The sequence below is a fragment of the Achromobacter sp. NCFB-sbj8-Ac1-l genome (genome assembly GCF_052695805.1).
This window is the reverse complement of record NZ_CP199812.1, coordinates 3,011,515-3,032,526: the sequence shown is the minus strand read 5'-3', so window position 1 is coordinate 3,032,526 and position 21,012 is coordinate 3,011,515. Positions and strand designations below refer to the sequence as shown.

The following is a 21,012-nucleotide window of genomic DNA, read 5'->3' as shown; positions in this document are numbered from 1 at the left end:
AGTCTTCACCATGCAACGTGCCCACGCTTTCCTATCGCCCGTCCGCCGCCGGACCGTCATGGCATCCGCGCTGGCGCTGGCCTTGTCCCTGGCCGTGCTGGCCGAGGCCCGCGCCGCCGGGCCGGCCGCCCTGCCAATCACCCCGGCAAAACCGGTCGCCGCCGCCCCCGAGGCCAGGTCCGATGCCTATGTGCCCGACGTGGGCCAGGACGGCAAGGACGTCATCTGGGTGCCCACGCCCCAGACCCTGGTCGACAAGATGCTGGACATGGCCGCCGTCACCCCGCAGGACCGCCTGATGGACCTGGGCTCGGGCGACGGCCGCACCGTCATCACCGCCGCCCGGCGCGGCCTGACCGCCAAGGGCATCGAATACAACCCGGACCTGGTCAAGCTGTCGCGCAGCAACGCGGCCCAGGCCGGCGTGGCCAGCCGTGCCACCTTCGAGGTGGCCGACCTGTTCGAGACCGACCTGTCGCAGGCCGACGTGATCACCATGTTCCTCTTGTCGACCATCAACGAAAAGCTGCGCCCGAAGCTGCTGCAGCTGGAACCGGGCACGCGCATCGTGTCCAACACCTTCCGCATGGGCGACTGGGAACCGGACGCGTCAGAGACCATCACCGAGGCCTGCCAGACCTACTGCAATGCCCTGCTGTGGATCGTGCCGGCCAAGGTCGACGGCAAATGGGACGTGGGCGGCCAGACGCTGCGGCTGGAACAGCAGTACCAGATGCTGACGGGCAAGCTGGGGGCCCGCGAGATTTCAGACGCCCGCATGGACGGCCGCAAGATCTCGTTCTCGGTGGATGGCGTGCGCTACACGGGTGAGGTGAACGGCGCCACCATCCGCGGCAGCGCCGCCGGCAAGGGCGAATGGTCGGCGCGGCGAATCTGAGCGCGGCCCGGCGCCTGGGCAGGACCGGTCCGCGTGGCGCCGCCCGCCCCCTCAGCGCGCCGCGCCCTTGACCACCCGATGCACGAATTGCAGCTTGCCCACGACCTCGCCCGGCAACACGAAGGGGTAGAAATCGCGCTGCCCCATGCTGCGCGACAGCTCGTTGAGCACGCCGGTCAACGCCACCCAGGCATTGACCAGGTCCAGGAACCCCTGGCCCTCGGGGTCGTCCTGGTCGTACAGCGACACCCGGGTAAAGGGTTCGTAGGCCTGCTCGACCGCCATGCGCGTGACGCCGAAGCTGATGGCGGTGTCCAGCGTGTCCATCATGTGCAGGTAGTGCGCCCAGGTCTCGGCCCAGTCTTCCCAGGGGTGGCACGAGGCGTAGGTGCTGATGAAATGCAGCGCCCAGTCGGCGGGCGGCCCCTGCTCGTAATTGCGTTGCAGCGCCTGGGCGTAGTCGGCGCGCTCGTCGCCGAACAGTTGGCGAAAGGGTTCCAGCCAGGGGCCGCCGGCCACCAGCTGGTCCCAGTAGAAATGACCGATCTCGTGGCGGAAATGCCCCAGCAGCGTGCGGTAGGGTTCGCGCATGGACTCGCGCACCTGCACCCGGTAGGCGTCGTCGGCTTCCAGGATGTTGATGGTGATCAGGCCCTGGTTGTGGCCGGTCAGCAGCGGCGCGCCGTCCGCCCCCGGGGCCAGCAGGTCGAACGCCAGCCCGCCATCCCCCGGCTCTTGCGAGCGCCGGATCGGCAGGCCCAGCGTCATCAGCTGGGCGATCAACTGGCGCTTGGCGGCTTCGACCTTGAACCACAGCGGGCCGTTCTCGGGAATCGACAGGTCGGGAATCGTGCGGTTCAGGCTGCACGCCAGGCACAGCGTATCGGGGGACGTGGCCGGCAGCAGCCAGTTGCACAGGGCCGGCGTGGCGAAGTTGCCGCAGCGCTTGAAGGCCCGGCCCCGCACCCGCCCGGCTTCGGCCCACACGCCTTCGGTCTTGCCCGGGTCCAGCGCCAGCACGTGGCCGCGCTTGGGGTCGAAACCCAAGGGCCGGTGGCAGTTCAGGCATTCGGTATTGCCAAAGAAGATCTGCTGGCCGCAGACGCACTGGAACGCCTTGGCGCGGGCATGCCGCTGCCGCAGGCGCTGGCGCTTGGGCGCGTTGAGCTGGCGCCCCAGCGCATCGAAGAAATAGGTCATGCGTCGGCCTCCGGAAACAAGGGCGGCGCCGGCTCGGTCGGAAATTCCGCCAACGGCGCCACCGTGACCTGCACCCGCAATTCATGCCCCCCGCCACGGATCACCCCGCGCAGCGGCGTCACGTCGCCATAGTCGCGGCCGTGCGCCAGCACCACGTGCGACACGCCTGGCACCAGGTCGTTGGTGGGGTCCAGGTCCAGCCAGCCGCCGTTGGCCGCCAGGCCCGCGCAGTGCACCGACACCCAGGCGTGCGACGCATCGGCCCCGATCAGGCGCGCGCGGCCCGGCGGCGGTTGCGACATCAGGTAGCCGCTGACATAACGCGCCGGCAGGCCGATGGCGCGCAGGCAGCCGATCATGACGTGGGCAAAATCCTGGCACACCCCGGCCCGCTGGCGAAACGCATCCAGGATGGGGGTGGACACCTGGGTATGGGCCGGGTCGTAGGTGAAATCGTGGTGGATGCGATGCATCAGGTCGATGGCCGCCAGCGCGACCGGCCGGCCCGGCGTGAACGACACCAGCGCGTAATCGCGCAGTTCGCCATGCAGCGGCACGTAGGGCGACGGAAACACGAATTCGCCTTCCGGGGCGTAGTCGGCGCCGGCGTCGTAGCGCAGGCGTTCGGCCGCGGCCTCCCAGGGGGCGCTGGCCGCCGGGTCCACGCCGTCAAAGCGCGGGCGCACCGTGACCTGGCTGGTGGCGCACACCGTCAGCGCCTCGTGCGGCGCGTACAGCGCAAAGGTCGCGCGGCGATTGCCGAAGGCATCCAGCGATTCGGCGTAGTCGGCCGGCGCGGGCGTGATGGCCAGCGTGTAGTCGTCCACCTGTTGCCAGGCGTCGTGCAGCGGACGCAAATAGCACAGGTGGTGGGCCAGTTCCACCGGCGCGTCGTAGCGGTAGGCGGTGACGTGGCTGAGGCCCAGAGTCTGGGAAGCGTCGGGCAGGTCGGGCGAAACAGGCAGGGTCATGACGGCGGTCTCGGGGTCTGTCGGCGGCGATTGGGCAGCAGAGCGGGCATCCCTGCTACGCCGTCAGCGTCTGGTCGCGGCCGGACGCATGGCTGAAATAGCGGCGGCTGATTTCGTTGGACAAGGCGCTGGCGGCGGCATCGAGCTGCGCGGCCAGGTCCAGCAGGGCCTGGTAGCGGCCCTGGCCGTCGCGTTCGCACAAGGCCGCAAGCGCCGTGCCCGCCGCGCCGCCCTCGGCCAGCACGGGCAACAGGTCGGCCAACGTCGCGCCGGGCCCGTCGGCGGCCCCCGGCAGCCGCGCCAGTTCCTTGCGCAGTACGCCCAGCACGCAGGCGATGGACCGCGGGTTGGCCGGTTCCAGCACCAACAGGTTCAGCAAGGCGGGAATTTCCTGGCGGCCCGGGTAATGGGCGCGATAGGTGATGGTGCTGTCGAACAGATCCAGCAACAGGCCGAAGGCGCTGTCGCCCAGCACGGCGTTGCGTTGAAACAGCGCGCTCAGCAGATTGGCCATGGCGCACAGGCGTTCCAGCTGGCGGCCCAGGGTGAGCAGGCGCCAGCCGTCGTCACGGGTCATGCGGTCGGTCTGCGACCCCGTGATGGCCGACAGGTGCGTGCCCAGGCGCTTCAGGGCCGCGACCACGTCGGGCACCGACACCGGCACCTCGTCCTGGGCCGCTTGCGGGTCGACCGCCAGACCGTCCAGGCAGCCGGCGGCCGTGACGACCAGGCGCCAGTGGTCGGGCGACAGGCGGTCGCGGATCTGGCCCGCGGCAAAGGACAGCGCCGCCAGGTTGCGCGCCAGCCCGCCGCCGTCGGCGGCCAGCTCGGCCACCAGCGTGTGTTCGAACATGCGCACCGACAAGGTCGGCGCCAGCGGCATCAGGCCGCTGCGGCGGCAGAGCGTGGAGACGGCCTCGAACAGGTCGCGGGCATTGTCGTCGTCGCTGTTCAGCCAGGTCAGCGTCACCTGCGCCAGGCGCACGTCGTTTTCGGCGCGCTCGGTATAGCGGCCCATCCAGAACAGGTTTTCGGCCGCGCGGCTGGATACCGGCCGGTGGCTGTGCACCAGGTCTTCGGGCCGCAGCTTGGCCGGCAGCATCGAAAACGTGTCGACCGCCCCGCGGGTGGTCACCCAGGTGTCCATGCTGCTGCCGCCGCGCTGCATCGACACGATCTGCTGTTCGCGGCTGGCGATGCGGGTCAGGCCGCCCGGCAGCACGTGCCAGCCCCCTGCCCCGTCGGCAATGGCAAACACCCGCAGCATGGCCGCGCGCGGCACGATGTGGCCCGCCGCCCAGGTCGGCGCCTGCGACAGCGGCAGGTATTGCTGGATGGTGTAGGCGTCCGGCTGTTCGGCAATGCGGGCCTGCAGCGCATCTCGCTCGGCCGGCGACACCGCGCCGCCGATCACCGGTTCGAAGCCGCCGCGCGCGTGGCCGGGGTACGTGGCCTTGACCACCGCCCCCGGCAGATCCGCCAGCACCTGTTCGCGCGCCGCGGCCTCGCCGCACCACCACGACGGCAGCGACGGCAAGAGCAGGTCCTGCCCCAGCAGCCGGCGGCTGATGGCCGGCAGAAAGCCATTGATGGCCGGCGATTCCAGGAAGCTCGTGCCCAGCGAATTGGCCACCAGCACATTGCCGGCCCGCATCACCTGCAGCAGTCCGGGCACGCCCAGCGTGGAATCGGAGCGCAGCTCCAGCGGGTCGCAGAAATCATCGTCCAGCCGCCGCAGCACCGCGTGCACCCGTTCCAGCCCGTGCAGCGTTTTCAGGAACAGCAGGTTGTCGCGCACCACCAGGTCGCTGCCTTCCACCAGGGTCACGCCCAGGTAGCGCGCCAGGTAGGTCTGCTCGAAGTAGGTTTCGTTGTAGGGGCCGGGCGTGAGCAGCACGATGCGGGCAGTGCCCGGGGCCGCCGCCGGGCTCAGGCGGTACAGCATGTCCATCAGCCGGCGGTAGCTGCTGGCCAGGTGCTGCACCCGCAGTTCCTTGAAGGCCTCGGGAAACAGGCCGGACACGGTCAGGCGGTTTTCCAGCAGATAGCCCAGCCCCGACGGCGCCTGGGTGCGCTGCGACACCACCCGCCAGCCGCCGTCGCTGGCCCGCGCCAGGTCGAACGCGGCGATGTGCAGGTAGGTGCCGCCCGGCGGCAGGTAACCGCGCAGCGGCCGCAGGTAGCCCGGGTGGCCCTGCACCAGGGCGGGGGGCAGCAGCCTTTCGCGCAGCAGTTCCTGCGTGCCGTAGACGTCGGCCAGCACCCGGTTCAACAGCGCGGCGCGCTGGGAGAGGCCCTGCTCGATCGTGGCCCAGCCCTGGTCGTCGATGATGAACGGCAACAGGTCCAGCGACCAGGGCCGGGTCGGGCCGTTGGCATCGGCGTAGATGTTGTAGGTGATGCCGTTTTCGCGGATCTGCCGGGCCACGCCGTCGGCGCGGCGGTCCAGGTCGGCAAAGCCGTCGGTGCCCAGCAGTTCGAAGAACCGGGGCCAGGGCTCGCGCAGCTGGGTCGCCCCCGACGCGTCGGGGGGCGCACGCAGTTCGTCATAGTGCCCCGGCCGGGCGGCCAGGGCGGCGTGGACCGCCAGCGAGACCACGTCCTGGGACGGGTCCGTCTGGAAGAGAAATTGCGGCATAAAGGGTGACGACGCGTCGAAATCGAATGACCAGAGGCGTCAATCGTGCCTCAAATCCAGCGAGAACGGAAATTCCCGGCTGGGCCGGGCCGGCGCCGGGTCCAGCCGGCCCGCCGTATGGCCGATTCTTTCGAAACGGGCCAGCCGGCGGCTTTCGGCTTCGTAGGCATTGACCGGGAAGCTCTCGGGGTTCAGCCCGCCCGGATGCGCCACGTGGTAGCGGCAGCCGCCCAGCGAACGCTGGTTCCAGGTGTCGACGATGTCGAAGGTCAGCGGCGCATGCACGCGGATGGTCGGATGCAGCGCCGACGGCGGCGACCAGGCCTTGTAGCGCACCCCGGCCACGTACTCGCCCACCGTGCCGGTGGGCTGCAGCGGCAGCGTGCGGCCATTGACGGTGACCACGTGGCGGCTGCCGTTCAGCCCGGTCACCCGGACTTCCAGCCGTTCCAGCGACGAATCCACATAGCGCACCGCGCCGGCCGACGAACTTTCCTCGCCCATCACATGCCAGGGTTCCAGCGCGCCGCGCAGTTCCAGGCGGATGCCGCGCGCGACCACGTCGCCGAACAGCGGGAAGCGGAACTCGAAATGCGGCGCGAACCAGGCCGCGTCGAACGCGTAGCCGGCCTCGGTCAGGTCGGCCATCACGTCCTCGAAATCCATCTTCACGAAGGCGGGCAGCAGGAAGCGGTCGTGCAGTTCGGTGCCCCAGCGCGTCAGTCCGGCGGTATAGGGCGTTTTCCAGAAATGCGCCACCAGCCCGCGCAGCAACAGCTGCTGCGCCAGGCTCATGCGGGCGTGCGGCGGCATTTCGAAGGCGCGCAGTTCCAACAGGCCCAGCCGCCCCGTGGGGCCGTCGGGCGAATAGAGCTTGTCGATGCAGAATTCGGATCGGTGGGTGTTGCCCGTCACGTCCACCAGGATGTTGCGCAGCGCCCGGTCCACCATCCAGGGCGGTACCTGGGCACCCTGCTCGCGGCAGCGCTTGTGGATTTCCTGGAAGGCCAGTTCCAGCTCGTACACCTGGTCGTTGCGGGCCTCGTCGATGCGCGGCGCCTGGCTGGTCGGGCCGATGAAAAGCCCCGAAAACAGGTACGACAAGGACGGATGGTTGACCCAGTACGCCAGCAGGCTGGCCAGCACGTCGGGCCGGCGCAGGAACGGGCTGTCGGCCGGCGTCTTGCCGCCCAGCACGAAATGGTTGCCGCCCCCGGTGCCGGTATGGCGGCCGTCGGCCATGAATTTTTCGGTCGACAGGCGGGTCTCGAACGCGGCCTGGTAAAGGAATTCGGTGTGGTCCACCAGTTCCGACCAGTTCGACGCCGGGTGGATGTTGACCTCGATCACCCCCGGGTCCGGCGTGACCTGCAGCACCTTCAGGCGCGGATCGCGCGGCGGCGGATAGCCTTCCATCACGATCTTCACCGCCAGGTCGCCGGCGGTGGCTTCGACCTGCGTCACCAGTTCCAGGTAGTCCTCCAGGCGTTGCAGGGGCGGCATGAAGACGTACAGCACCCCGTCGCGGGCCTCGACACACAGCGCCGTGCGGGTGACCCAGGCGGCCGACTCGAACTTGTCGGGGCTGCGGCCGGCGTTGCCGTTCGGGTCAGCGCCCGCGGCCAGGCCGGCATAACCTGCCTGGCCCGCGCCCGCCTGTCCGTTCCCGCGCGGACCGTTGCCCTGGCCCGCGTCCCTGCCCGCCGCCATCCCCCCCGACCACGGCTGCATTCGCAGCGGCGCCGCGGCCGGCAGCGCGCGCCGCGCCTCGAACGGATCGCGCTCCAGCAGCACCGGCGCGTCGGCCTCGGCCACCCAGGGCAGCGAATCCAGCGGCAGCCGGTAGCCCATGGGCGAATCGCCCGGGAACAGGTACATGCGTTCATCGCGCAGGAACCAGGGGCCGGACACCCAGGCCGGCCCGTTCAGGTCCGGCCCGTCGCCGCGCCGCACCGGCAGCGCGTAGCCCGTCACGCTGTTCAGTTTGGCCTCGAACACGCGGCGCAAGCGCGCGCGTTCCATCTCGTCGTCCAGCCGCGCATCGAACGGGTCGACGTTGACCGGCAGGCGCCGCTCGCGCCACAGGTAATAGAAGACATCCTCGTAGCCGGGCACGATGTATTCATCGCCCAGGCCCAGCCGTGCGCACAGGGCGCCCATGAAGCGGCGCGCATCGGCCACGCCGTAGCGGCTGCGTTCGCGTTCGTCGGCGAACAGGTCCGGGTCCTGCCAGCAGGCCTGGCCGTCTTCGCGCCAGTAGATCGACAGCGCCCAGCGCGGCAGCTGCTCGCCGGGATACCACTTGCCCTGGCCGAAATGCAGGAAGCCGTTGGCGCCGTAGCGCTCGCGCAGGCGGTTCAGCAGCGCCACCGCATAGCCGCGCTTGGTCGGCCCCAGCGCCGCCGTGTTCCATTCGGCGCCGTCGCGGTCCTCTACCGACACAAAGGTCGGCTCGCCGCCCATGGTCAGGCGCACGTCCATCTGGTCCAGCCGGTCGTCGATGCGCAGGCCCAGGTCGCGTATCGCCTGCCACTGGTCGTCGGTATAGGGCTGGGTGACGCGCGGCGATTCGAAGATGCGCGTCACTTCCATGGTGTGGGTGAATTCGACTTCGGCCTCGTCCACCGCGCCCGTCACCGGCGCCGCACTGCCCGGCTCGGGCGTGGCCGCCAGGGGAATGTGGCCTTCGCCCGCCAGCAGGCCCGAGGTCGGGTCCAGCCCGATCCAGCCCGCGCCGGGCAGATAGACCTCGCACCAGGCGTGCAGGTCGGTGAAGTCGCTGTCGGCGCCGGACGGGCCGTCCAGCGCCTTCACGTCGGGTTTCAGCTGGATCAGGTAGCCGGACACGAACCGCGCCGCCAGGCCCAGGTGGCGCAGCGCCTGCACCAGCAGCCAGGCCGAATCGCGGCACGAGCCGGCGTTGCGGGTCAGCGTCACCTCGGGCGTCTGCACGCCCGGTTCCATGCGGATCAGGTATTTGATTTCCTGGTGGATCTGGCGGTTCAGGCCCACCAGGAAATCCACCGTGCGCTGGCGCCGCACGTCCACGCGTTCCAGGAAGTCGAGAAAGCGCGGCGTGGCCTCGTCGCGCACCCGGTACGGCGCCAGTTCGCGCGCCAGCCCGTCGTCGTAGTCAAAGGGGTATTCCTCGGCGCCCGGCTCCAGGAAGAAATCGAACGGGTTGTAGACCGCCATCTCGGCGACCAGGTCCACCGTGATCTTGAATTCCCGGGTCTTGTCGGGAAAATTCAGCCGCGCCAGGTAATTGGCGAACGGGTCCTGCTGCCAGTTGATGAAATGGTTTTCCGGTTCGACCTTCAGCGAATACGACAGGATCGGCGTGCGGCTGTGCGGCGCCGGCCGCAGCCGCAACACCTGGGCAGACAGCCCCACCAACCGGTCATATCGGTACTGCGTCACATGCTTGAGCGCTACGTGGATCGTCACTGCCTTCTCCGGATACCGGGCCTGGGGCCGGGATACTGAAACGCGCCTGGCTCGGGTCGGTCGCCGGACCAGGCGCGGATTGAATGCCGCAAAAAAAAGGGATAGCGGAAAACCGCGTGCGGTCAGACGCCGGCTTGCATCGTCACCGAAATCTGCGTGGACATGTCGGCGCCCTGGCCGTGCAGCCAGCGCACCGGCGACGCGGAATCGTGGTCGCGCGCCACCGCCAGGCGGCAATGCCGGTCCGAGGCAAAGCGGCGATGGGTCACGTCCACGCTGACCCAGCCCGGTTCGGGCAGCCAGATGTCGGCCCAGGCGTGGGCCACGGCCTGGTCTTCCTGGGTGTAGAGGTAGCCGCTGACGTAGCGCGCCGGCGTGCCGCAGGCCCGGGCGCAGGCCAGGAACAGGTGGGCCTGGTCGCGGCTGCCGCCCCGGCCCGACGCCAGCACCTGGGCAGCGCCCGAAGGTTCGCCCCCCGCCGCCTCGTCGTCGGGGGCATACACCACCCGGTCGCAGATGGCCTCGGCCAGCGACAAGGCGTCTTCGGGGGTGGACAGGCCGCGGGGCAGCACCCGTCCCGAAAAGCCGCGCACTGTGTCGTCGCCCTGGGTCAGCGCGGTCGGTACGCAGTACACGTGCACGGGCAGCCGGTGGTCTTCCTGGCCCACGTGGCCCCGGGCCCGCGGTTCGATGTCGACCTGGCCGGTGACGTGGATTTCGACCTCGTGGTGGCGCCGGTTCAGGATCAAGGTGTGCGCCACGTTGCCATAGGCGTCGACCTGGGCCTGGATGTCGCCGGGCGCCTGGATGTGCCAGCGCAGGGCGCGCTGATGGTCATCGAGCCGGGGCGTCAGCCGCAGGGTCTGGATGCTGTAGCTGACCGGCGCGGCGTAGCGGTAACGGGTAACGTGCTTGACGAGATGCCTCACGAACGTCTCCTTTGCAAGATCACGCCGGCCCTGCCTGTCTTGGGCAGCTGCCGGCTTTGTGTTTATCTTGATGACCGTCTGTGACGTTACTGCTAGCAACTAGCGTGCCAAGGCCTGGCGGAGAGCGCAGGTTGCGCCGTGCGGGAGGGAAACGCGGCCGTGGCAAACGCGGCGCGAACGAAAATGATGCCACGACAAAGGGCTTGGCACCAAGCCGGTGCCGCAGCGGCGCGCCATCACGGCCCCAACCGGGACCGCCTGCCCCGGCCGTACCGGTGCGCCTACACCGCCACGGGCTGTTCCAGCCGCAGCCCGCGGCGCTGGGTATCCAGCGTCACCAGCGCCCCCAGCGGCAGCGTCAGGTTGGGATCGCCATGGCCGCTGGGCCAGGCCGCCAGCACGGGAATGCCGCGCGCCTGGAATTGTTCCTGCAACAGCGGAAACAGCTGGAACTGCCCCGCCGCGTCGCCGCCAGGCAGCCCCAGACGGGTGAAATTGCCCACCAGCACGCCCTTGATGCGGTCGAATTTACCGGCCGCGCGTAATTGCGACAGCAGCCGGTCGATGCGCGGCAGCGCCTCGTTGACGTCTTCGATGAACAGGATCGCGTCGCGGGTGGCGATGTCGTGGCGCGAGCCGATGGTGGCGGCGATCAGCGCCAGGTTGCCGCCCACCAGCCGGCCCGTGGCCACGCCGGGCGCCAGCACCACCGGGTTGGACTCCGGCGGCGCATCGATCCAGGCGCCCTGCCCGATCTGCCCGCCCACCATCGCCAGCACGTGGCTGGCGGTGGGTTCGGCCTTGCCGGCCAGCAGGTCCTGCGCCAGCATCGGCCCGTGAAAGGTCACGAAGCCGGCCTGTTTCTGGATGGCCAGGTGCAGCGCGGTGATGTCGCTATAGCCGATGAAGGGCTTGGGGTGCTTGCGCAGCAGGCCGAAATCCAGCTTGTCGGCAATGCGCCACGAGCCGAAACCACCTTGCAGGCACCACACCGCGCCAATCGCCGGGTCGGCAAACGCCGCGTGCAGGTCATTGAGCCGGGCGGCGTCGTCGCCGGCCAGGTACTCGAACGGCGCGTCGCTGCGGGTCAGCGCGGCGGGCATGATCTGGGCTTCGAAACCCCGGGCCTGCAACCAGTCGGCTGCTTCGAACGCCGCGCCATCGGCGGCCGACGCGGGCGCCACGATGGCCACGCGGCCGCCGGGCCGCAAGGCCGGTACCGGGGCATCGCGCCGGGGGGCGGCGTTGGACAGGGGTTGGCCCGTTTGGCTGGCCGACAAGTCGCCGGGCGCGGTCTGCTCGCCTTCGCCGCGGCCCGGTGAACGGGTGGCGCAGCCCGCCAGCGCCAGGCTCGACAGGCCCATGGCCCCCACCGCCCGCAGCACGCTGCGGCGGTGCGGGTTGAAAGCGGGCGACCAACGGCCGGGCGAGCTTGGCATGCAGCGTCCTTTGTGTTTTATTATTTTTCAAATACTTATTGGATAGACTTCATGCAAAAAGTGAAATTATTCCAGAATTCACTTGAAGCTATTCGAGAAACCACACGAAGTCATTCGAGAATTCACTTGAGGTTATCTGAGAATTCACTTGAAGTCTTTCGGGCCCTGGAAAGGGCCTAGAACCGCTCGTATTCCAGCCGATAACGCCACTGCCCCACCGCCAGCCCCGCCATCGGCAGGCGCCCGATGCGCAGGCGGCGCAGCGCCAGCAATTGCAGCCCGGCGGTGTCGCACACGTATTCGATGAAGCCCAGCGCCGGCGTCTTCAGCGCAAAGCGCAGGTGGGTTTCGTTCTGCCAGCTGACCTTCATGGGCGTGGCGGGCCGGCCTTCGTAGGCCAGGCCGCGTTGCAGGCGCGCAAGCCCCGCCGCGTCCAGCGTGCCGCGCACCTGGGCGATGTATTCCTGCTCGACGTGCCGGCCCTCTTCGACCAGCTTGCGCGACACCGCGTATTCCTGCGTGTACACCACCAGCCCGCTGGCCGCCCGCTCGAGCGGCGTCGCCAGTTTCAGGCCGTTGAACATGCGCTTCAGATAACGCAGGCCCGAGCGGTCGCCCGGCATCAGGTTGGCGGGCACGATCAAGTCCAGCGCGGATTCCTGCGGGTCAGATGCCGACAGGCCCGCCGGCTTGTGCACCAGCACGCTGACCGGCCGCATGTCTTCCAGCTTGGCGCCGGGCAGCAGGCTTACCGTCTGGTGGGCGCCGACGCGAAAGCCCGGTTCTTCCACGACCTTGCCATCCACGGCCACCCAGCCGCCTTCGATATAGCGTTCGGCATCGCCGCGCGAGCACGATTGTTCGGTGGCCAGCCGCTTGGCCAGGCGGACGCTGTCGCTCATGGCCGGCCTCCCGAGTGCATGACGGTCACGAGGGCAAGGCGGGAAAGCACGGGAATGGGCGTAGAGGAATTCAGCGGAAAAATCGTCATCTTGGACACTGCGGAAAAGGCGAAACGGGGGCGTTGATGCAGGCCTGAATCACGCAAGCCTGCATTCACGACGGCCCCAAGGGCAGGATGTTACGCGCTTTCCCCTGGCCGCGCGGCCTGCCCCTGGCGTGCCGCGCCGGATCGCCCTGCCGGCATCAAAGCTCGGTCGGATGCTTCAACGTGGCCGGCGCGCCGTCATCGGGCGGCGGCACTTCGTCGACCCAGGCCTTGAGCAGCGTCGACGTCACGGCCAGGATCACCGGCCCGATGAACAGGCCGACGATGCCGAACGCGAACAGGCCGCCCAGCACGCCGGCCAGGATCAGCAGCATCGACAGGTTGACCCCGCGCTTGATCAGCATCGGGCGCAGCAGATTGTCGAGCATGGCGACCAGCGCCGCCCAGACCAGCAGCAACACCGCCGCCAGCTTCATGTCGTTCTGGAACAGCCAGATGACGCCGCCCAGCAGCGGCAGGAACGGCCCCAGTTGCGCCAGGCACAGCATCAGCATCAGCGCCGTGATGATGCCGGCGGCCGGCACGCCCGCAATCCACAGGCCCAGGCCGCCCAGCGCCGACTGCACCACGGCGGTCACCACGATGCCCAGCGCCACCGCGCGGATCGACAGGCCCGCCAGCCGGATCGCCGCCACGCCGCGGGCGCCGGCCAGCCGGTTGGCAAAGCGCTGCACGAAGTCGGCCGCCATGTCGCCCTGGAAATACAGGATGCCTGCGATGGCGATGGTGATGAGCATGTGCATGACGAACACGCCGACGATCGCCGCGTTGCTGAGCAGCCACCTGGCCGCCAGGGTCACGTAGGGTTCCAGCCGCGCCAGCAGCCCCCCTGCGCCGGCATCGGCCAGCGCCTGCCATTCCTGGGCGATGCGCGGCCCGCCCAGCGGCACGCTTTGCACCCAGCCCGGCGGCGCCATCAAGGTGTATTCCGGCAGGCTCTTGATAGCGCTCATGATGGCGCCGCCGTGCAGCGCCAGCGTCGAAATCGCCTGGTACAGCGGCAGCACGATCACCACCAGCAGCACCAGCAACATGACCAGCGTGGCCAGCCAGCGGCGGCCGCCGCAGCGCCTTTGCACCGCCCGCATCACCGGCCAGGTGGCCACCACGATGGTGGTGGCCCAGATCAGCCCGAACAGAAAGGGCTTGAGCACGTACAGGCTGCCGATCATCAAGGCCAGCAGAATGACGATGACCAGCAGGTTGCGGGGCAGATCGGAGGGCGGTCGGGGAATCGGGTTCAAGCGGTGCTCCAGGCGGATGGGCCCAAGGCACCTTGGGCATGTGCGAATTTATCCGAAATAGCGATGACCGGGCCATCTGGCCGGGCGGAAAATGGCCCGAACAAGCCCGCCCAGGCGCTGTCCGGCCGCTTCTGCCCCCCCCTTCCTGGGCACACCACTTGCTGAGGGCTTGTCCTGTGCGCGGCGCCCCCTCCCGACAAGACAGGCTGTGAATCGCTTGTCGCGGTACGCCCCTGGCGTGGCGCCAGGACGCGCGCCGCGGGCGCCCTGGCATGCCCGACGCCGGCGGCCCGACAGGCCGTGTTGATGGGCTTGCCCTCGTTTCCGCCCATCCGCCAGACGGCCCGACGGCCTGCCTGCGCGGACAGGCACCATCGCGCCCGCATCCGGCGCGCATGTGGCACGCCGGAGTGGATGCAGGCGGCGCCGGCCAACCCGGACCGCTATTCCGGCAAGCTTCTTTGTGGAGGTTTGTGATGAAACTCGTGACCACCGCCGGCATCGTGCTGGCCTTCCTGCTTGCCGGCTGCACCATGACGCCGGGCGGCAGCAGCAGCGGCAGCAGCAGCCCGAAATCCAGCATGCGGGCGGATCCCGCCAACTACCACGCCGACAATTTTGGCGAGCCGGACAATACGCCGTTCCAGGGGGTGTATCCCGGCCGCTAGGCGGCAACGGCATGGCTGGGGGCGGGCCCGACTACCGGGCCGGCGCCCGGCAGCGCTCGCGTCATCCGCCCGCCCTGGCCATCACACGGGCCCGTGCTGCTTGCCCGTGGCGGAATCCGACCCGGCCTGCGCGGCCATCAAGTGACGGGTCAATTCCAGCAGTTGCGCATCCCGCGCCTTCAATTGCGCCAGCAGTTCGGCGCCTTGGGCGTCGGCCGCGTCCACGCGGTCGGCCAGGTCCTGCTCGCGTTGCCGCGAGGCCTGCAAGGCCTCCTGGGCGGCGGCGGCTTCGGCCTGGCGCCGGGCCAGGTCGGCCAAGGCATCGGCACGGCGGGCCTGGGCCTCGGCCTGGACCGTGCGCAGTTGTTCGGCGGCATTGTTCTCGGCGCTGCGCAGGCGTTCCGTAGCCTGTGCCAGGGCCTGGCGCGCCTGCTCGGCCTGCTGCTGGTTCAGCGCCAGGGTTTCATCCAGCCGCGCCTGCAAGCGCTTGACCGCGCCGCGCTCGGCGTCCAGTTCGGTCATCCAGCGCCGTTCGTGCGCGGCATGGCGGTCGTGGGCCGCGGCCAGGGCCTCGGCCTGTTCGCTGCGGGCGCGCTCGGCGTCGGCGGCCTGGGCGTGCAGCGCGGCGCGCGCATCGGCCAGGTGGCGCTGCCCGGCGGCCAGCGCCTGATCGCGTTCGCGCAACTGGGCCTCGGCCGTGCGCAGGCGTTCTTCGGTGGCGGCCAATTGGCCGGTGGCGACTTTCAGGCTTTCTTCCAGGTCACGTTCGCGGGCCTGCAGCTGGGCCTCGCGCTGCGCCAGCCGTTCGGCCAGCGCATCCAGCCGCACGCCCTCTTCTTGCAGTTCGGCCCAGCGCTGGCGCGTGGCGTCGGCCTGTTCGGCGCGAGCCGCGGCCAGGGCGGCTTCCCAGAAATGGGTGGCGGCCTGGGCGATGGGGTCGGGAATGGCGGCCGGTGCGGCGAAGGCGCCCGGGTCCTGGATGCGCGCGCCCAGCCCGGCGAACCAGCTTTCCAGGTGTGGACTGACCGTATTGGGCGAGCCGCGGCCGATTTTCAGGCGCACCCGCTCGATGGTGGGCCGGGCGCCCTCGAGCAGCAAGGCGTCTGCGGCGGCCCAAACATCCGACTGCGTGATTCCCGTGGCCATGGCGTGATTCCTGGTAGTGAGTCCGAATAAGTGAGCCCGAATAAGTGAGCCCCAATAATTACTCTCGATAATAGAACATTATCGCTAGTAATTTCTTATTTCTGTTTTATATCATACATCATACGTATTAATTTATACAGTAAGCGACCGCTGAGCAAAAATACCCGGATTTCGCTGCAAACGGGACGAGGGGCGCGGCCGCCGGCATCGCGGCGATGGCCGCCGGCCGGAGCACGACGCGTCAGCGCGCAAAGGCGATCCCGGCGCGCGCGAACACGCCCCCCTGCCCCGTGCGCGAGGGGGGGCGGTCGTCGATGAAAATGAAAAAAGGGGGGGCTGGACCCGGCGCGCCAGGGCTGAACCTGCCGGCGGCCAGGTAGATGCCGTGCCAGCCGCCGCTAACCGACCTTGCCGCTGAGCTGCCTTGCGGCCAGCAAGACCGCATCCAGATGCGCATGCCGGTGCCGATGGGCCGGCGCGGTGAGCGTCACCGCCGCGGCGATGCTGCCGTCCGCCAGGAACACCGGCGCGGAAATGCCCGCCACTTCCGCCAGGCGGTCGCCCACGGCCACGACATAGCCGTCAGCGCGGATGCGGGCGTACAAGGCCTGGTCCGCCCCGGGCGCGAACCCCAGCACCGGGTCGAACGCCGTGAGCACCCGCCCGCCGGTGCCCCGGTCCAGCGGCAGCAAGTCACCCGCGCGAATGTGGTCGCGCACGGGGTGCGGCGAATCCACGCGATACAGGCACAGCCGCGCATCGCCCTGGCGCACGTGGTAGGCGGCGCTTTCGCCCGTGGCCGCGACCAGGTCGCGCAGCACCGGCATGACGATGCGTTCGAGCGAAAAGGACGCGGCGTAGAGCCCGTGCAGCCGCGCCACCTCGGGCCCCAGCGCATAGCGGCCATCGTCCAGCCGCTGCACCCAGCCCGCATGCACCAGGGACGCCAGCAGGCGCAGCACGGTGCTCTTGTACAGCTGGGTGCGTTCGGCCAATTCCACCAGCGACAGCGCCGAATCGCCCTCGCCGAACACGGACATCAGGCTCAACGCCCGGTCCACCGCGGCGACACCGCCCTCGGCGGCATCGCGGTCGGCCATGGATTCGGTCGCGGCTTTACGCGGCATAGGGGCTCCTGCATTCCATCTTTTAGAACGTTGCATTGTAGTCGCCGCTTGACAGGCCGCTTCGCCTTGCGACATCATTTCATCTTAAAGAATAAGATTCTATTAGATAGAATAAATAATCCTTTTCCAGGAGACTTGAATGCCCCCTCCGCCTTCCGTCCTGATCAGCGAAGTCGGTCCGCGCGACGGCCTGCAATCCGTCAAGGCCACCATGCCGACCGAGGCAAAGTGCCGCTGGATCGACGCGCTGGTGGCCGCCGGCCTCCGTGAAATCGAAGTGGCGTCATTCGTGCCGGCACGGCTGCTGCCGCAGATGGCCGATGCCGCCGAGGTCGTGCGTCATGCCCTGACCCATCCCGGGCTTACCGTCATGGCGCTGGTGCCCAATCTGCGCGGCGCGCAGGCGGCGCTGGCTGCCGGCGTGCACAAACTCACCCTGCCCGTGTCCGCCAGCCGGGCCCATTCGCTGGCGAACGTGCGCAAGACGCCCGAAGACATGGTGGAAGAAGTCCGCGCCATCGCCCGGCTGCGCGACGACATCGCGCCCGGCGTGAAGCTGGAGGCCGGCATTTCCACCGCCTTCGGCTGCACCTTGCAGGGCGAGGTGGCCGAAGACGACGTGATCCGGCTGGCGGTGCAATGCATTGCCGCCGGCGCCGACGAATCCGGTCTGTCGGACACGGTCGGCTATGCCAATCCGGCGCAGGTGCGACGGCGGTTTCGCCGCCTGCGGCAGGAACTCGGCGAGCACGCCGGCGCGGCCCACCTGCACAACACGCGCGGCCTGGGGCTGGCCAATTGCCTGGCCGCCTATGACGAAGGCGTGCGCACCTTCGACAGTTCACTGGGCGGCCTGGGCGGCTGCCCCTACGCGCCCGGCGCGTCGGGCAACGTGGTCACCGAAGACCTGGTCTTCATGTTCGAGGCCATGGCCGTCGCCACCGGCATCGACCTGGCCGCCCTGTTTGCCGCGCGCGCCCCGCTGGCGGCCGGCCTGCCGGGCGAACCGCTCTACGGCATGACCCCGGACGCGGGCCTGCCCAAGGGCTTTGCGCCCTCCCACTGAATCAGGACACACATGACTGGCACCCCCCCGTCCCGCCTGCCGTATGAAGGCGTGCGCGTCGTCGAATTCACACACATGGTCATGGGACCCACCTGCGGCATGATCCTGGGCGACCTGGGCGCCGAAGTGATCAAGGTCGAACCGCCCGGCGGCGACAGCACCCGGCGGCTGCTCGGCTCCGGCGCGGGCTTTTTCCCCATGTTCAACCGCAACAAGAAGAGCATCGTCCTTGACCTGAAGCAGGCCGACGGCCGTGAAGCGGCCCGGCGCCTGATCGCCTCGGCCGACGTCGTCAGCGAGAACTTCAAGCCGGGCGTCATGGCCCGGCTCGGCCTGGACTACGCCTCGCTGCGCGAGGCCCATCCGCGCCTCATCTACGTCAGCCACAAAGGGTTCCTGCCGGGGCCGTACGAACAGCGTACGGCGCTGGACGAGGTGGTGCAGATGATGGGCGGCCTGGCCTACATGACCGGGCGCAGCGGCGACCCCCTGCGTGCCGGCTCCAGCGTCAACGACATCATGGGCGGCATGTTCGGCGCGATCGGCGCGATGGCCGCCCTGGCCCGGCGCGACAGCACCGGCATGGGCGGCGAGGTCCAGGCGTCGCTGTTCGAGAACAACGTCTTCCTGGTCGGCCAGCACATGATGCAGTACGCCATGACGGGCCGTCCGCCCGCCCCCATGCCCAGCCGCATCTCGGCCTGGGCCGTGTACGACGTCTTCACGGTGAAGGACGGCGAACAGATCTTCCTGGCGGTCGTGAGCGACAAGCAATGGGCCCTCTTTTGCGATGCGCTGCAGCTGGCGGACCTGCGCGGCGATCCGCGCCTGCAGTCGAACAACGACCGGGTGCAGGCACGCGAGTGGCTCATGCCGATCCTGCGCAGCCGCATGGCCCAATACCCGGCGGCGGCGCTGGCCGCCGTGTTCGAGCGCGAGGGCCTGCCGTATGCGCCGATCACGCGGCCGGAAGACCTCTTCGATGACCCCCACCTGGCCTGCACCGGTGGCCTGGCGCCGATCGCGCTGGGCGACGGCCGCATGTCGAAGGTGCCGCTGGCGCCCTTCACGCTCGATGGCATGCAACCCGGCATCCGGCTGCAACCGCCCGCCGCCGGCCAACACACCGACGCGCTGCTGGCCAGCGTCGGCTACAGCGAACAAGAGATAGAGGCCCTCAAGGCCCGTCAAATAGCCCAAGGAGACTGACCCCATGTTTACGCTTACCCGCCGCGCCTTCGTCGGCGCCGCCCTGTGCGCCGCGGCGCTGCCGCTGCGCGCCGCCGGCGCCTACCCCAACGGCCGCCCGGTGCGCTTCATCGTTCCCTACACGCCTGGCGGCGGCACCGATACGGTGGCGCGCGCCATCGCCGCCAAGACCACCGGCGCGACGGGCTGGTCCGTCGTGGTCGAGAACCGCCCCGGCGCCAGCGGCAACATCGGCCTGGACCTGGTGGCCAAGTCCAAGCCCGACGGCCTGACGCTGGCCTTGGGCCAGACCGCCAACCTGGCCATCAACCCCGCCTTGATGCCCAACGTGCCCTTCGACCCCGCCAAGGACTTCGCGCCGGTGATCCTGGTGGCCTCGCTGCCGGTGGTGCTGGTGGTGAAGGCGGATGCCCGCTGGAAGACCCTCGCGGACCTGGTGCGAGAGGGCAAGGCGGCGCCCGGCGCGCTCAAGCAGGCGCTGGCCGGCTCGGGCACGGTGGGCCACCTGGCCGGCGAATTGCTGGCTTACCAGGCCGGCTTCAAGGTGCTGAATGTGCCGTACCGGGGCGCGGCGCCGGCCCTGAACGACCTGCTCGGCGGCAATACGGACTACATGTTCGCCACGCCCCAGGCCGCGCAGGAAATGCTCAAGGGCAAATTGTTGCGCCCCCTGGCCGTCACCGCGCCGGCCCGCGTGCCGATCCTGCCCGACGTGCCGACCGTGGCCGAGTCCGGCTATGACGGCTTTGCCGCCGTGGACTGGAAGGCGGTGGTGGCGCCCGCCGGCACCCCCGCGGACATCATCGACCGTCTCAACGCCACGCTCGTGAACGTGCTGGCGGATCCGGCCACCGTGGCGATGTTCACGGCCGAAGGCAGCACCGCCCTGGGCGGCACGCCCGACGCGGCCCGGCGCTACATCCAGGAAGAACAACAGAAGTGGGCCCGGCTGATTCGCGAAGCGGGCATCCAGACGGCCACCTGAGCCGCCCCGACAAAAAAACGGAGACATTCTCATGCATGCAATACCCTGCAACCCGCGCGGGCGGGCTGCCCGCCTGTGCGCCAGCCTGGCGCTGGCCGCCAGCGTCCTGACGCCCCTGTGCGCCGCGGCGGCTGACTGGCCGGCCAAGCCCGTGCGCCTGGTGGTGCCCTATTCACCGGGCGGCACCACCGATTACGCCGGACGCCAGGTGGCGCAGCGCTTGTCGGAACTGACCGGCAAGACGTTCATCGTCGAAAACAAGACCGGGGCCTCGGGCACGATCGGCACCCTGGACGTGACGCGCTCGCCGGCCGACGGCAGCGCCTTCCTGGTCACCGACACGACCTACACCATGCTGCCGCTGCTGTTCGCCAAGCTGCCGTGGGACCACCGTCAAGACCTGGTGCACGTCGCGGAAATCATCGAGACGCCGCTGGTGCTGATCGTGCCCGAAACGTCGCCGTTCAAGACCTTGCAAGACCTGGTCCAGTACGCCAAGGCGCATCCGGCCAAGCTCAACTTCGGTTCGGGCGGACAGGCCAGTTCCACCCACCTGGCCGCCGAAGTGTTCAAGAGCGAGGCCGGCATCTCGCTCACCCATATTCCCTATCGGGGCGCGGGCGCGGCCTTGGCCGACGTCATGGCCGGGCAGATCGACATGCTGATCACGGCGGCTCCGACCGCCATTGCGCCCGTGCAGGGCGGGCGGGTGCGCGCGCTGGCCGTCACCGGCGAAAGCCGGCTCGAAACCCTGCCGCAGGTGCCCACCTTCGCGCAGGCCGGCCTGCCCTCGTACCAGGTCCTGAACTGGTTCGGGCTGGCGGCCCCCAAAGGCACGCCCGACGCCATCGTGCAGCAGATGAACGCGCTGGTCGGCCAGGTGATGAACGATCCCGCCCTGCGCAAGCAGCTGGTCGACCAGGGCGCTCGCCATCGCGATATGTCGCCCGCGCAGTTCAGCGCGTACGTCAACGAGCAGGTCGCGCTCTGGGCCGACGTCGGCAAGCGCGTCGGCATCAAGCCCGAGTGATCCGCC

General features: G+C 69.3%; 16 protein-coding genes. 6 read left to right on the top strand and 10 right to left on the bottom strand.

Annotation, left to right across the window (positions count from 1 at the left end):
• Positions 1-10 precede the first annotated feature (10 nt).
• A complete protein-coding gene (locus tag ACUDP5_RS13840; protein WP_445659005.1) occupies positions 11-898 on the top strand; it encodes an SAM-dependent methyltransferase in 888 nt (295 codons plus the stop codon).
• A 51-nt stretch (positions 899-949) separates the two neighbouring features.
• Here ACUDP5_RS13840 and ACUDP5_RS13835 read toward each other — a convergent pair whose 3' ends face one another.
• The 8 genes from ACUDP5_RS13835 to ydiK all read right to left on the bottom strand — a co-directional run bounded on the left by ACUDP5_RS13835 (position 950) and on the right by ydiK (position 13,775).
• Positions 950-2,098 (bottom strand): zinc-binding metallopeptidase family protein, encoded by a 1,149-nt coding sequence (locus tag ACUDP5_RS13835; protein WP_445659004.1) that lies wholly within the window; start codon positions 2,096-2,098, stop codon positions 950-952.
• Positions 2,095-3,069 (bottom strand): transglutaminase family protein, encoded by a 975-nt coding sequence (locus ACUDP5_RS13830; protein WP_263913334.1) that lies wholly within the window; start codon positions 3,067-3,069, stop codon positions 2,095-2,097. The genes ACUDP5_RS13835 and ACUDP5_RS13830 overlap by 4 nt, the downstream gene beginning before the upstream one ends.
• A gap of 55 nt (positions 3,070-3,124) precedes the next feature.
• A complete protein-coding gene (locus tag ACUDP5_RS13825; protein ID WP_445659003.1) occupies positions 3,125-5,707 on the bottom strand; it encodes a circularly permuted type 2 ATP-grasp protein in 2,583 nt (860 codons plus the stop codon).
• A 39-nt stretch (positions 5,708-5,746) separates the two neighbouring features.
• Positions 5,747-9,154, bottom strand: a complete 3,408-nt coding sequence (locus tag ACUDP5_RS13820) for a transglutaminase family protein (RefSeq protein ID WP_445659002.1) — start codon at positions 9,152-9,154, stop codon at positions 5,747-5,749.
• 122 nt (positions 9,155-9,276) lie between these two features.
• Positions 9,277-10,083, bottom strand: a complete 807-nt coding sequence (locus tag ACUDP5_RS13815) for a transglutaminase family protein (RefSeq protein ID WP_445659001.1) — start codon at positions 10,081-10,083, stop codon at positions 9,277-9,279.
• Between the two features lie 281 nt (positions 10,084-10,364).
• Positions 10,365-11,522: a S66 peptidase family protein gene (locus ACUDP5_RS13810; protein ID WP_445659000.1), complete on the bottom strand. Its 1,158-nt coding sequence runs from the start codon at positions 11,520-11,522 to the stop codon at positions 10,365-10,367.
• 176 nt (positions 11,523-11,698) lie between these two features.
• Positions 11,699-12,424, bottom strand: a complete 726-nt coding sequence (locus tag ACUDP5_RS13805) for an RNA pseudouridine synthase (RefSeq protein WP_445658999.1) — start codon at positions 12,422-12,424, stop codon at positions 11,699-11,701.
• Between the two features lie 244 nt (positions 12,425-12,668).
• The gene (gene ydiK, locus ACUDP5_RS13800; protein WP_263913339.1) at positions 12,669-13,775 is read right to left on the bottom strand and encodes an AI-2E family transporter YdiK; all 1,107 of its coding nucleotides are present in this window, start codon (positions 13,773-13,775) and stop codon (positions 12,669-12,671) included.
• 476 nt (positions 13,776-14,251) lie between these two features.
• Here ydiK and ACUDP5_RS13795 point away from each other — a divergent pair, with 476 nt between their 5' ends.
• Positions 14,252-14,443, top strand: coding sequence for a hypothetical protein (locus ACUDP5_RS13795; RefSeq protein ID WP_263913340.1), 192 nt, complete (start codon positions 14,252-14,254; stop codon positions 14,441-14,443).
• 81 nt (positions 14,444-14,524) lie between these two features.
• On the opposite strand, the gene ACUDP5_RS13790 is transcribed toward ACUDP5_RS13795, so the two are convergent.
• Positions 14,525-15,589: a DNA-binding protein gene (locus tag ACUDP5_RS13790; protein ID WP_445658998.1), complete on the bottom strand. Its 1,065-nt coding sequence runs from the start codon at positions 15,587-15,589 to the stop codon at positions 14,525-14,527.
• Between the two features lie 398 nt (positions 15,590-15,987).
• Positions 15,988-16,716, bottom strand: a complete 729-nt coding sequence (locus ACUDP5_RS13785; RefSeq protein ID WP_263913343.1) for an IclR family transcriptional regulator — start codon at positions 16,714-16,716, stop codon at positions 15,988-15,990.
• Between the two features lie 139 nt (positions 16,717-16,855).
• On the opposite strand from ACUDP5_RS13785, the gene ACUDP5_RS13780 reads away from it, so the two are divergent.
• Genes ACUDP5_RS13780 through ACUDP5_RS13765 form a run of 4 tightly spaced genes read left to right on the top strand, consistent with a single transcriptional unit; the run spans position 16,856 to position 21,006 of the window.
• On the top strand, positions 16,856-17,782 hold the full coding sequence (locus tag ACUDP5_RS13780; protein ID WP_263913344.1) for a hydroxymethylglutaryl-CoA lyase: 927 nt from the start codon (positions 16,856-16,858) through the stop codon (positions 17,780-17,782).
• A 12-nt stretch (positions 17,783-17,794) separates the two neighbouring features.
• Complete coding sequence (locus ACUDP5_RS13775; RefSeq protein ID WP_263913345.1) at positions 17,795-18,991, top strand: CoA transferase; 1,197 nt, start codon at positions 17,795-17,797, stop codon at positions 18,989-18,991.
• A 4-nt stretch (positions 18,992-18,995) separates the two neighbouring features.
• On the top strand, positions 18,996-19,976 hold the full coding sequence (locus ACUDP5_RS13770; protein ID WP_263913346.1) for a Bug family tripartite tricarboxylate transporter substrate binding protein: 981 nt from the start codon (positions 18,996-18,998) through the stop codon (positions 19,974-19,976).
• Between the two features lie 31 nt (positions 19,977-20,007).
• Positions 20,008-21,006: a Bug family tripartite tricarboxylate transporter substrate binding protein gene (locus ACUDP5_RS13765; protein WP_445658997.1), complete on the top strand. Its 999-nt coding sequence runs from the start codon at positions 20,008-20,010 to the stop codon at positions 21,004-21,006.
• Positions 21,007-21,012: the final 6 nt, after the last annotated feature.

Coding starts and splice junctions, on each gene's coding strand:
- ACUDP5_RS13795 (WP_263913340.1), top strand. CDS start 14,252: ATGAAACTCGTGACCACCGCCGGCATCGTGCTGGCCTTCCTGCTTGCC.
- ACUDP5_RS13835 (WP_445659004.1), bottom strand. CDS start 2,098: ATGACCTATTTCTTCGATGCGCTGGGGCGCCAGCTCAACGCGCCCAAG.
- ACUDP5_RS13780 (WP_263913344.1), top strand. CDS start 16,856: ATGCCCCCTCCGCCTTCCGTCCTGATCAGCGAAGTCGGTCCGCGCGAC.
- ACUDP5_RS13785 (WP_263913343.1), bottom strand. CDS start 16,716: ATGCCGCGTAAAGCCGCGACCGAATCCATGGCCGACCGCGATGCCGCC.
- ACUDP5_RS13770 (WP_263913346.1), top strand. CDS start 18,996: ATGTTTACGCTTACCCGCCGCGCCTTCGTCGGCGCCGCCCTGTGCGCC.
- ACUDP5_RS13825 (WP_445659003.1), bottom strand. CDS start 5,707: ATGCCGCAATTTCTCTTCCAGACGGACCCGTCCCAGGACGTGGTCTCG.
- ACUDP5_RS13830 (WP_263913334.1), bottom strand. CDS start 3,069: ATGACCCTGCCTGTTTCGCCCGACCTGCCCGACGCTTCCCAGACTCTG.
- ACUDP5_RS13805 (WP_445658999.1), bottom strand. CDS start 12,424: ATGAGCGACAGCGTCCGCCTGGCCAAGCGGCTGGCCACCGAACAATCG.
- ACUDP5_RS13790 (WP_445658998.1), bottom strand. CDS start 15,589: ATGGCCACGGGAATCACGCAGTCGGATGTTTGGGCCGCCGCAGACGCC.
- ACUDP5_RS13765 (WP_445658997.1), top strand. CDS start 20,008: ATGCATGCAATACCCTGCAACCCGCGCGGGCGGGCTGCCCGCCTGTGC.
- ACUDP5_RS13775 (WP_263913345.1), top strand. CDS start 17,795: ATGACTGGCACCCCCCCGTCCCGCCTGCCGTATGAAGGCGTGCGCGTC.
- ACUDP5_RS13840 (WP_445659005.1), top strand. CDS start 11: ATGCAACGTGCCCACGCTTTCCTATCGCCCGTCCGCCGCCGGACCGTC.
- ACUDP5_RS13810 (WP_445659000.1), bottom strand. CDS start 11,522: ATGCCAAGCTCGCCCGGCCGTTGGTCGCCCGCTTTCAACCCGCACCGC.